This is a genomic window from Paenibacillus sp. 2TAB26 (assembly GCF_052115145.1).
Taxonomy (GTDB): Bacteria; Bacillota; Bacilli; order Paenibacillales; family Paenibacillaceae; genus Pristimantibacillus.
This window is the reverse complement of record NZ_JBFRGC010000012.1, coordinates 168,578-180,952: the sequence shown is the minus strand read 5'-3', so window position 1 is coordinate 180,952 and position 12,375 is coordinate 168,578. Positions and strand designations below refer to the sequence as shown.

General features: G+C 43.2%; 10 protein-coding genes. 1 reads left to right on the top strand and 9 read right to left on the bottom strand.

The window, feature by feature from the left end; genetic code table 11:
• Window positions 1-9: 9 nt before the first annotated feature.
• The 9 genes from AB4Z50_RS15775 to AB4Z50_RS15735 form a co-directional block, all read right to left on the bottom strand.
• The gene (locus AB4Z50_RS15775; RefSeq protein WP_441880471.1) at window positions 10-1,752 is read right to left on the bottom strand and encodes an ABC transporter ATP-binding protein; all 1,743 of its coding nucleotides are present in this window, start codon (window positions 1,750-1,752) and stop codon (window positions 10-12) included.
• 205 nt (window positions 1,753-1,957) lie between these two features.
• Complete coding sequence (locus tag AB4Z50_RS15770; RefSeq protein WP_441880469.1) at window positions 1,958-3,271, bottom strand: ABC transporter substrate-binding protein; 1,314 nt, start codon at window positions 3,269-3,271, stop codon at window positions 1,958-1,960.
• A gap of 43 nt (window positions 3,272-3,314) precedes the next feature.
• Complete coding sequence (locus AB4Z50_RS15765; protein WP_441880467.1) at window positions 3,315-3,911, bottom strand: hypothetical protein; 597 nt, start codon at window positions 3,909-3,911, stop codon at window positions 3,315-3,317.
• Window positions 3,912-3,927: 16 nt separating this feature from the next.
• Complete coding sequence (locus AB4Z50_RS15760) at window positions 3,928-4,446, bottom strand: MauE/DoxX family redox-associated membrane protein (RefSeq protein ID WP_441880608.1); 519 nt, start codon at window positions 4,444-4,446, stop codon at window positions 3,928-3,930.
• A 382-nt stretch (window positions 4,447-4,828) separates the two neighbouring features.
• Window positions 4,829-6,145: an ABC transporter substrate-binding protein gene (locus tag AB4Z50_RS15755; RefSeq protein ID WP_441880466.1), complete on the bottom strand. Its 1,317-nt coding sequence runs from the start codon at window positions 6,143-6,145 to the stop codon at window positions 4,829-4,831.
• 209 nt (window positions 6,146-6,354) lie between these two features.
• Window positions 6,355-6,588 carry a hypothetical protein gene (locus tag AB4Z50_RS15750; protein ID WP_441880464.1) on the bottom strand — a complete coding sequence of 78 codons (234 nt, stop codon included), beginning with the start codon at window positions 6,586-6,588 and terminating at the stop codon, window positions 6,355-6,357.
• Between the two features lie 386 nt (window positions 6,589-6,974).
• The gene (locus AB4Z50_RS15745) at window positions 6,975-7,469 is read right to left on the bottom strand and encodes a GNAT family N-acetyltransferase (protein ID WP_441880462.1); all 495 of its coding nucleotides are present in this window, start codon (window positions 7,467-7,469) and stop codon (window positions 6,975-6,977) included.
• A gap of 29 nt (window positions 7,470-7,498) precedes the next feature.
• Window positions 7,499-9,316: an ABC transporter ATP-binding protein gene (locus AB4Z50_RS15740; protein WP_441880460.1), complete on the bottom strand. Its 1,818-nt coding sequence runs from the start codon at window positions 9,314-9,316 to the stop codon at window positions 7,499-7,501.
• Window positions 9,303-11,162: an ABC transporter ATP-binding protein gene (locus AB4Z50_RS15735; protein WP_339204262.1), complete on the bottom strand. Its 1,860-nt coding sequence runs from the start codon at window positions 11,160-11,162 to the stop codon at window positions 9,303-9,305. Before AB4Z50_RS15735 ends, AB4Z50_RS15740 begins: the two co-directional genes overlap by 14 nt.
• A gap of 198 nt (window positions 11,163-11,360) precedes the next feature.
• Here AB4Z50_RS15735 and AB4Z50_RS15730 point away from each other — a divergent pair, with 198 nt between their 5' ends.
• Window positions 11,361-12,371 (top strand): ABC transporter ATP-binding protein, encoded by a 1,011-nt coding sequence (locus tag AB4Z50_RS15730; RefSeq protein ID WP_441880457.1) that lies wholly within the window; start codon window positions 11,361-11,363, stop codon window positions 12,369-12,371.
• Window positions 12,372-12,375 lie beyond the last annotated feature (4 nt).

Sequence of the window (12,375 nt, the reverse complement as noted above, 5' to 3'; positions counted from 1 at the left end):
AAACCTAGATTATCGGTAAGCCAATGACTGCAATTCGAACATTCGGCAATATTCCCCTTGTAAGCTTAGCAATTGTTCATGTGAGCCTTGCTCGACTAGTGTGCCATTCTTCATTACTAGAATATGATCCGCCATTCGGCAGCTTCCGAGTCGATGAGAGATGAGCAGCGTAATGCGGCCTTCGGCCAGCTCCGTGAATCGCTTGAACAACTCCGCTTCAGCCATCGGGTCCATGGATGCTGTAGGCTCGTCAAGTACCATAATTGCAGAATCTCGCATAAACGACCTTGCGAGGGCAAGCTTCTGCCACTGGCCGACGGACAGCTCGTGCCCCCCATCAAAAATCGGGCCGAGCAACGTATCCATACCGTCCGGAAGCCCTCGTACAACGTCCGCGGCACCGGACCGCGCGGCAGCCGCCTCAATTGCGGCCAAGTCTTCCATCCGGCCTACATCGCCGAACCCAATATTCTCCTTCACGGATACTTGGTACCTTAGAAAATCCTGGAATACCGCTCCAGTACGGTCGCGAAATGTGTTAACGTCCAGCTCCATCAAGTCAACGCCGTCGTATTTTATAGAGCCCGAATATTCAGGGTAAAGTCCAATCAGACAATTAACGAGCGTGCTCTTGCCTGCGCCATTCTCCCCTACAATCGCTACTGTCTGATTCGGTTTGATTCGGAACGAAATATCGTTAAGCACGGGCTTCAGGCTGGTTGGATAGGCAAAAGTCAAATGATCAACGGTAATGCCTTCCGCAATGGGGCTGTTTAGCACATGCCGTCCCTGCCCGTTCTCTTCCTCCTCCGAATCCAAAAAGTCGTAATACTCGTTCATGACGAGCGTTTCCTCGTAGATGGACGACAAGTTCTGAGCAATCATGCGCATTGAAGCTTGAGTCGTGGCCAGCACTTGCGCGATTGCGACATAAGCCCCAAGCGATAGCTGCTGTGAATAACATACCCAGACCGCATAACAGGAGAATAAAAAGGCAAGCACTCCGTTCAGACCTTCAATTCCTATTCGCATCTTTTGCGATCGAAGCTCGACCTTCTTCTGCTCGCCAGCATTTTTCCAGAAATATCCGCCCCAATAGTGTAGCAGCTTATTAGCGTGTCGATACAATCTGACCTCCTTAGCGGACTGACGGTTGGTCATCAGATCGAAGAAGTAGAACAGGCGCCGCGAGAACGGCGTCTGCACACGCATCAGCCAATACTTCCATTCACCGATTCTCATATGTACAACAAGCGTCGGAACGACAACAAGCACCATTCCCAGCGACAATACAAAGCTGAAATGCCACAGCAGGGCGAAGAATGAAGCGACCGTGAGCAGCGATTGGCCAATGGAAAAAAACTGCTCTATCAGTTGAAAACCTCGAAAAGAGACGTTCATCTTAGCCCTTTGCAGTTGATCATAGTATTGTGGCTGCTCGAATCGAGACAGCGGAATACTCATTGATTTCCCCGCCAGCATCGTTTCCATTTTGAATTGCGTCTTCTGTTTCATCAGCATCGTCATGTATTGGGCTGCGGCATCCAAAAGCGCGCCAATCAGCAGCAGACCGCCGCTTGCCGCCAGCCACTTGACGGGCTCCGACATCTCGCCATCACGCGTGAGCAGTCCGGCGACCGCATCTGTTAATTCCTTCACGACCAATACCTGCATAGCCGGAATGAATGCGCTCACAACTCGCATAACGAGAAGCAGCAGCACGAGTGGCGCCGATAAACGCCACACGAGCATCAATGAACGCCCCAGTATGGCTATTATGCTACGAATCCCGATGTTCGGTCTCTGAGTTTGATTTGTCATATTCATCTTCTCCATTGCACGCATAGGATTCCGGCTGCTCAAGGTGATGCCATAAAGTCAGTTCAAGCATGAGACGCCTCCTTTTTATCTTTCACAGTTTCATAACACTTCGAAAAGTTGTTTCGCGTATGCAATTTCATTTCAACTCCAGCTCTAACTCTAAAGCATAATGGTGCAGGGATTCACGAATCGGCAGGCCATTATGAATGGCAGCTAACCGATTAGGACTGCTCCATTGCTCAAAGTATGGCGTGGAAAATGCCTCATGCATGAAGAGCGCTGCCGGAACGGAACGTTTCATTTCATGTATAATTAACGTTTTCCTCTCAGCGCTGGCTGTTACTGCTAAGGGCCTCATATTCGCTTGCAGCGTATAATCCGATATGTCCGAATAAATGGTGTCTTTATCCTCCATTAAATAACGCAGCAGCTTTAATGCCAGCTCCTTATTCTTCGACCGTGAGGCAAGAGATAGGCCCGATACATGAGCGGGATTAATGCCCCCATCTCCCGTAGGAAGCCCAGCAATGCCAATCAGATCATTGCGCTGGGATATTGCCTCGTAATTATTCGGGTCGCCAACAGTCGCATATTCGACTGCAAGCGCAATCTCGCCGTCTAATAAATCAAAGGGCATTGCCGGCGGAATAGTGCCATTGACAACTTTCTCTCTATACTTTGTTCCGATGCCGACGAGCCACTCGGCACCTTTGATCGCCTCTTCACTATCGAGAAATCCACGGTATGTGACACCATCTGCCGCTGCGATACGCCCGCCGTTCAAACTTGTCGCCCACTCCAGCGTATACGGGTTAAGTGGAATATAAACGTTCTCTCCTGGTGCTCTCAGTTTGACAATCGTATCGTTCAGCTTTTCCCAGTCCCATTGATTCGAAGGCGGATCCAATCCAAGCGATTCAAAAGCTTGCTTATTATAGTAGACAACCATTGGATTGATCTTGCTCTTAATGCCCAGCACGTAGCCGTCATTGGAGGAGATCACATATTCGCTAACGCCTGTTTCATTCATATTCAGCGGTTCAATTGCGCCGCGCCGATACAACTCTAGCATCTGATTAGGCGCAAGTTCGAAGATATCCGGTACATCCTGTGCCCTCTGCGTTACTGTATACAAGTCGGCTGGCTTTGTAGTTTTTATCCAAATCGGCACAGAATTAGAGCCTTGTGTCAAATTATAATCATTTATCCAACGTATCGTAATGTTCGTATTGGGATTGAGATCTCCAAATCGTTCGATTTTCCGCGCTAGCCGATGGTGCTCCACTCCGTAAAACGAGCCGTTAATGGAGACAAGCTGGATGGTCAGCGTGTCTTTCGACTTGGGTTCCTCACTGTTCCGTGCTGCTTCTTCAGCTGTTGTTGTCGACACGCAGCTGGATAATAAAGTGATGAAGAGCAATGCTACATTTATCATCATTGTGTATTTCACGACAGGGCTCCCACGATGTAAAAGTAATCTGTCAGATAACCGATTAGACTTGCTGCTCTGCATTAGATCTTTGCCGATAGAAGGCTAGTCTGCTTTTCTTCGACTGCTTTGGAGCCCACGTAAGGAGAAGGTCAAATTGCTCTTCATTCGTAATCAATCCTTTGGATGTGACTTTACCATCCGGAGATAGCAAATAGCCGAATGGGAAACGATCGGTGTTAATTGCTTTCAAACTTTCCTCGTTCTCCAATTGAACAATCGGCACCATCAGGCTGTAGTTATGACCGATTGCCTTAACCTCTTGCAAATCACCATACATCATTGAGATAAACTCATATTGATCGTTTTTGTTCTGCATGAAAGGATTGATCAGTGGATATAACGTCGTGCATGTGCTGCAGGTCGGAGAGGTGACCAATATAATTTTCTTTTTTCCTGAATCATTATGAACCGCAGCTTGTCCGCCAGTGATCGTCTGAAAGTGTGTTACTGGAAATTTCTCCCCTAGCGGCGCACCGAAATCGGAGTACAACAGTTCTTTTAGCTTGAAAGGCATATAGACCTTATTGCGCAACCGCAGCACACTGACCGCTAACATTATGACTAATAACCATAGAACAGCATTCGCAATGGATTGCATGTTATCCAACTCCCCCTTACTTGGAACCGTCACTTGCTAAAGTACCGAATGCCGCGTACGGCATTAAGCTGTAAACCAGAAGCACACCGATCGAACCAACTCCAGCATAATAGATATCTTCGATTGGATACTCGGCCCATACAGTTGTTGTTCCGGTTGATAAGAGATATAGGGTAATGACAAGTAACAGGACAACCCGTAGTACCGTATTCCAACCGAACGACTCTGGATTAATATTGCCGAAGCAATTACAGGCCACTTTCAGCTGGCGTTTATATGCCCGGTAGATAGACCACACAAAGCAGCCTAGTAAAAACAAGATTATTAAATACGCGAGATACTGAGTCCCTGAAAATATAAGAAGGATCGAAACAGATAATTCTAGCAGTACAACAACAGCTGCACTCGGTAAAACAAGTCGACGGCTGATTTCTAATTGTTCAATCGTCTTCTTAAAATCTGCGAAACTGATTAGTTTTCCGAATCCAGACAACAAAAAGGTAATCAATAACAGGAACTGCAAAAAGGGACCCATCACTTTATGATCCTCCTATTCCAACATGAAATATAATGAGAAAACACGGCATAAAGCCGTGTTTTCTCATTATTGTAAGCATGTAGTCCACTGATTTTAAAGGTTGCAGCAACCCGACGAAGTCTGGGATAGAATGACACCATCACATACGTAATTCACCAGTTGAACCCCCAGTTTAGAAGAACCTCCGCAGGAACTCGCCAGACAGCCCCCTGATTGATATCCACACATATAATCACCTCCGTTTCTATTTTTTTACCAAGACCAGTCCTTGGAGAGTACAGACTACAGAATCGACAAAACTCTCGGACTCACAATCATTTTAACATTTATGGAATAATTTATAATACATGTCTAATTATTGGTTTTTTACTTAAAAACATTATTTGTCTCTCGCATCGCTATCCAGTTGATCCGCATACTGTTTTAGCATATCTCTAATTGACTGCCCGTCCCTGATCGCAAGCAGTGGTTTTGGCAAAAATAATTGTATCGCGTCATAAAAACCGATTTCGGCTACCTCATGCGTATTAAGTATTGCTGGAACGGACCTTTTCATAGCCTTTATAATTATCAATTTCCGTGCAGCGTCCACTGGCTCCTTCAAGGTTCTTGTAGCGGTCTGAAGTGTTTGCGAAGCAATGTCCGTATACAATGAATCTCGGTCTTCTGATAGATACCGAATTAACTGCATAGCCAATTCTTTATGTTCAGATTTCGAGGTTAGGGATAATCCCGATATTAAAGCCGGATTATGACCGTTCGTTCCCACAGGTAACGCTGCCACTCCGATTTGGTTATTCTCTTGAGCAATCTCCTCATAKCTGTTTTTCATAGATATATTAAACCCATACGCATATTCTATCGCTAGCGCGATTTTACCATCGACCAAATCGTAAGGCATAGGGGGACGTAAATCAGTTAAGGACATCGAGGCATATTCCATTTTCGTTCCGATAGTCCTAATCCACTTGGCAGCTTTAATTGCATTATCACTATCGATATAACCGGTGAATGACCTGCCGTCTACTCCGACAACACGTCCACCGTACAGTCCCGTTGCCCACTCCAGTGTAAATGGCGATAAAGGAATATAGAGCGTCTCTCCCGCAGCCTTCAGCTTGACGATCGCATCGTTCAACATATCGATATCCCATTTTTCCGAAGGAACTTCAATCCCCAAGGTAGAAAAAATATCTTTATTGTAGTAAAGAATCATCGGGTTAATCTTGCTTTTCATACCCAGAACATATCCGTCATTAGTCGCAATCGCATAATCGTCTAGATCCGATTCGTTCAAATTTAATGGCTCGATAACTCCCATCCGATACAATTCTCGCATCTGGTAGGGCACCAGTTCAACGATATCCGGAACGTTATTAGAGTCCTCATACAGCTCAGAAGGTACCTCAATTGGAGTCCAAGGTGCAAACAAAACTGGAGATTTGCTATACGGATTATTATAAGACTGAACCCACTCGATCTTAATTTCCACATTCGAATGCATATCGGCAAAACGCTGGATCTTCTGAGGGAGCGAATCCCCGCTATAACGACCAACCAGCTTAATTGTTAGCTGCTGTTTCTCCCCGACTCGAGCAGACGTATCGTTATTCTTGAGTGTATGCGATGACGACATACAACTCGATAACATCATAACGAACATTAGCAGTATCCCCAGTTTTCTGATGTTTGACATGAACATATTTCTCCTCTACGCCTTTACTTCACATGACAATGTAATGCCAGATGCTAATCTCGAGAGCCAAATTCAATATCTAATTCTTTCGCATATTGCTAACGCCTCTCTCCCATTCTATCCATTCACAATCACTTGAAGAGACTAGGTGCTGCTAAACCATATTTCTTGCTCAATATTCGACTTTCCTCCAACATTCACGGGTTCATCTAATTGATCGTAATTTGTACATTCGGATACTTTTCGCGGAAACGGTCGATTTTTTGCTTCAACGGATTATCCTCGTTTGACGAAGCCATCGGGGCCCAGGAAACAAGCTGTATGATCAATGATTGACTTTTCTCAATCTCAACTGGCACTGCCTCTTCTGTTACAATTGTCGTACAGCCGGATATGAAGACCGTTTTTAGCAGTAAGATTGCAAATAACCTTTTGAATTTCATGACGCTCATCCTCCTTTTGCTTGTTCGTCAATGTATACGAAATATTTTCTTCATAAAAAAGTGTAACGTTTACATCTTTTGTAAACAACCTTTTGTTCAATGGTTTCTATACCTGTTAGATGATGGGATTTTCCACACAAGAGCATGGGTCAGATACTCATTTCATCGCACTAAAAAACAAACAAGCAGCCGACATGGTCGACTGCTTGTTTGGTCTATACATTGCCACTATTCGGTTACGAATATGACTTTCTAATCGTGCGTTCTGCAAATTGATTCTCCCACGTAGCGAACCCACTTTGTTCAAGACCTGCTCCTTATGGGTCATCCATCTCTCCTCCTCGTATTTTCAATTATTTCAGGTTCCTTCAGATAACATTCTTGCATTAAAAACTCCGTAAATATGGTGTTTTAGGTAGAACAAACTCAGCATATACCTCACCAGAAGGGTGGGTATTTCCTGTTTCAACAAATCCTAATGAGGCATATAAATTTTTCGCAATTATGTTTTCGGGGTTATAGGTAACTTCAACGACCCTCGCTTCACCATGAGGAGATGTCTTAGACAATTCTACAGCTTTTTCCATGGCTTCCTTCCCATACCCTTTGCCTTGATATCGCCCATCAATCATGATTTTAAAAACGCCATAGCTGCTGTATTCGAAATTCCCATTTCCATCGTCATAATACATCATGATAAAGCCGACCATAGTCTCATCTTTATAAATAGCAAATGTAATAATGACCTGCCCCTCTTTTGATGCGATATATGCTTCTGCGAGTGCATGTTGATTAGAGGAGATAAAGCGTTTCTGTTCCTCTGCAACTTTCAGCTCAATACATTCAATAAAGTTGTCCCACGTTATTTCTTTAAATTCCACTATCCAAGCCACCCCACAATCATTATTTTTCAAGCTCCTACAACCACGCGGTAACGTGAAGCCTGAAGGTTAAACATTTGAGCATACTTCCCGTCCATTCTCATAAGTTCTTCGTGTGAGCCTTGCTCAATGATTTGACCATTTTCCATCATGAGTATGCGATCCGCCATTCTGGTCGTCGATAAGCGGTGTGAAATAAAAATGATGGGTCGATCTTCTGCCTTCTCCAGCATCACTTGATTCAAATGATATTCGCTCATTGGATCCAAGGCGCTGGAAGGCTCGTCTAATAGGATGAGAAGAGTCGGCTTGGCGAACACTCTTGCAATCGCTACCTTCTGCGCCTCTCCACCAGATAGCTCTATCCCGGCGTCGTCAAACTCCTTGGTAATGGAGGTATCGGTCCCCAATCGCAAGGTCTGCAGCTTATTGCCAAAATCACTTTTCTCCAGCGCTTCTCTTACCAGAAATGAATCGCCGGATGAAAACTGATTCATGACGACATTTTGGGAAAGCGTAGCAGCGAACAATTGATGATCCTGAAACACTGAGCTAATCTTCATACGGTAATCATCCAGCTTGAACTGATCGATTTGTATCCCATTTAAACGAATTTCTCCCGAGCTTGGATCGTATAGACGCATGATCAGCTTCGTCAATGTCGTTTTTCCGGCACCATTGTAACCAACGATTGCAATTTTCTCACCTGGCCTAATGCTGAAATTAACATTATGAAGAATACGCGGCCCGGATGGACCATATTGGAACGATAACTCTTTTAGCATTAATCCAGTAAACTTATCCGGCACAGGCAGTGGATCTTCAACTTCCTTCAGAGCGTTCTTTTGCTCCAGGAAACTTCTTAACTTCTCGATGTACAAGCTGTTTTCTTGCATTTCACTGATGAGCGTCGTCATATATTGCATGTTGCCTTTTAGACGCCATGATGAATTCAACAGTGTAACCGCGCTGCCAAAGCTTAACGTTCCTTTCACTAACGTCATAAAGACAACATAAGTCACGTACAGGCCGCTCAAAATCAACTCATTGAAGAAATACTCTGAGGTGAAGTTTAACCAAAACTGCTTTTTTGAACGTTTTTTAACAATCCCGTGCATTTCTTTATGCGTATCGGAGAAATCTCTAAAAAATTTCTCCTTGATGGAATAAAGTCTTAATTCCTTCGCGTAATCAGCCAAGTAAAACAATCGTTTCAGATAGATTCGTTTACGATCCTTTTCGTTAAGCTCCATTCTCATTTTGTACCTGATTTTATTGGAGATCATGCTGACAATCAGAGTTAGAATGAAGGACGCGAGCACAAATAGCAAACCAAGCTTGTCAACAAACAAGAAAAAGCTTATAGAGGTTATAATAACCGTGACGGATCGGCACAATTTTCTAATGTTGTTTATCGTAGCATCAATTCGATTATGGGCATCATTGGCGCTCCACACATAATCATTATAATAAACAGGATCATCATAGTTGGCCAAATCGGTGCTAATCGCTTTTTCGTAGAGATCCATCCTTATTTTTTGATACAGCAATTCTTTTCCTTTCGGTTCAACGCTTTGAAAATAGATGCTGTCCAGCACAAAACAAATTGCGATAAACAAAATTGTAAGTCCGATATATAAAGCAACGGTAGAGAAGGAAGTTCCATATTGAACGCTGTCGAATACAAACTTAATCAAAATGACATGCTCAATAAAAATTTCGATTTCCTGCAAGCATGCATACAAGCATRTAAAGATGATATAGTTGCGGGAATGGCGCAGCCCGTATTTCATAATAAACCAATTATTTTTAAGGACCCTAGTAAAGCTATGCTTATTGGGCTTCATGCAGATTCACCACCCCTGCCAACTCTTCTTGATCAACATACTTTTCCGCTTGCTTTAAGAATAGCTCCGCATATTTCCCCTGCAGCTGCATCAATTCCATATGTGAACCAGACTCTCTGATTTCGCCATCCTCCATGAAATAAATACGATCCGCAAGCATAGCTGATGACATACGATGAGAAATAATAACAACAGCTTTATCCTTGCAGGCTTCCATCATACTTTCAAAAATTTCATATTCCGCAATCGGATCCAACGCGCTCGTAGGCTCATCAAGCACGAGGATTTCAGCCTGTTGCGCAAAGATTCTAGCTATCGCAATCTTTTGAAACTCGCCGCCTGATAAAACAACCCCGTGTTCATCAAACTCCTTCGTGAGCATCGTATTTATTCCCTCCGGCAACGAGGCTACCTTATCATAAACTCTGCTTTTCTTGAGTGCATCTATGACGAGCTTGCGGTCTGCTTCGGAAACCAAATCACGCATAAGCACATTCTCTGCAATCGTCATCGAAAAAATCTTGAAATCCTGAAATATGGTTCCATACATTGAGCGGTATGACAGGAGATCAAACTCTTTAATATTTTGGCCATTCCATAATATTTCGCCGTCAGTAGGATCGTACAATCGCATCATGAGCTTGATTAGCGTTGATTTGCCGGCGCCATTATGGCCGACTAAAGCAATTTTCTCGTTCTTATTAACTTCTATCGTAATATCGCGAATAGCAGCCTCAGCTGCCCCATCATAAGTAAAGTTAATATGCCTAAATGTTAATTTCTGAATTGGCGGCGCAATTGCTTTAACTGGACCGGCATGCTCCTCGATTTCGGAAACGTAGCTTAAAAAGGTTTTTAAATTTTCAATGTAAATGCCGTTTTTATTAATTTCTACAAAACTATCAGACAATCGGATGAGCGACCACGCACCGCCGACCATTGCGCTTCCCAGAACGATAAAGGAACTGATAGAAATCGACTGCTTGACAATAGCCAAATAAGCTCCATACAACAGAACCCCTTGGAATATTAGTGTAAAGGTTGTAAATATCTTGAAAAAGGAAACAACTCCTGCTTTGACTCGATACTTATGAACGACCGAAATGGCACCGTCATACCCTTCTATATAGGTGTTTCTCAGAACTGAAAATATGCGGGACAGACGGATTTCCTTGGCAAAGTGGGATAAATAGATGACACGGTTGACATAATCCATTTTTCGTTGGTAGGGTACCCGTTCATTATTTTGCTGAAACTGAATTCGGTTAAGCTTTTTTCCAAAATAAAAATTTCCGAAAATAGGCAATAAAGCAAACCATACCACCCATGGGTCAATGGCGTACATCACGGCAAATATGCTAATCGTTGCGAGCGATACGAATATCACCCTTGAGAGATTTTCAAGAACAGCGCTGACTCTTTGATCGGCTTCTTGAATGGCTTTTGTATACTTGTTATAAAACTCATAATCCTCAAAACATTTCAATTCTACGGATGCTGCCTTCCGAAAGAGAATGAGATACAGCTTCTCATATAACTTGAGATCACTTAAGGGTTTGAAGCGAATTTCATACCAATTATCCAGTAAAATTAAAGCAAGTATCAACACTAACGTCATAATTATGAAATGGATAATTTGCTGAAAGTCCCTTTCGATTGAAATAGACTCAATGAGGTACTTCATGAAATATACAGAAAAAAACACATTGCCAATCATTCTACCGGCTTGAACTGCAAAATCCGCCAGCACTCTCTGTGGATGCATACTCCAAGCTAATCTGAACACAAATAAGTTATTGGCAATAATCACTTTAATATGTTGAATTGTAAGTTTAATTTTCTCCAAGGCCGTTTCTTCCTCCAATAATTAGTAATTCAAAATTTACTACATAGTGGAATTGGAAACAACCTGTCAATTAGCTGATCATTCACCCGTCAAATCATAGTTTATTTTACATTTTATTGAATTTACCGCCAATATCCCTTAAGATTGTTAAGCTGTAAATAATCGAAGTAGCGATAAATTCTAAAGGCAGGTGACGATGTGAGTATAATAGCTGTTAACCGAATTACTAAGACGTATCGGCAATATCGAAGATTTCCTGGACTGATTGGGTCCGTTAGAAGTCTATTTACAAGGCAATATACGGAAGAAGATGCTGTTAACAATATGTCCTTTACGATCAATGAAGGAGAAGCCATTGGTTATCTGGGACCAAATGGTGCGGGTAAATCTACAATGATTAAAATGATGACAGGCATCCTGGTCCCAACGCACGGAGACATTAAAGTACTCGGCGCAGTACCGCATGAAGCAAGAAAAGCGAATGCACAGCAAATCGGGGTCGTTTTCGGACAACGAAGTCAATTATGGTGGGACCTTCCCGTCACTGATTCCTTTGATCTTCACAAATACATCTATAAAATACCGGATTCTGCTTTTCGTAAAAATCTGGAGCTTTGCATGAGTCTGCTCTCCATCCATGAATTTGTGCAGAAGCCTGTAAGACAGCTCAGCCTAGGGCAACGTATGCGAGTTGAGATCGCCATGGCGCTGCTTCATGAGCCCAAAATTCTATTTCTCGATGAACCAACGATCGGTCTAGATGTCATGGCCAAGGATCAAATTCGGCGCTTTCTTCGCACTGTAAATCGGGACCGTAAAGTAACGATCGTATTAACTACCCATGACATGAAAGATATTGAAGAAATTTGCCCACGTATGCTTGTCGTTAACAAAGGAAGCCTGGTCTACGATGGCTCTGTTGAAGATTTGCGAGCTAAGCTAGGAAGTGAAAGGAAAGTTATCATCGATTTCCGAGTCGATCCCGGGCTGATCGATATCCCTGGCATTACGATGCTTCAGGACGAGGGAATACGCAAAACATTTCTAGTACCGCGAGGTGAATCAACCGTATTTGAACACGTCAGCCGGATTGCCTCCCAATATCCTGTAGAAGACGCCTCTATTGAAAGCCTGGATATCGAATCTGTAATACGCAAGTTGTATCTTCAACTAGCTAGCGAGGAACAAACGATCAGCAAAATCGGATGAGAAG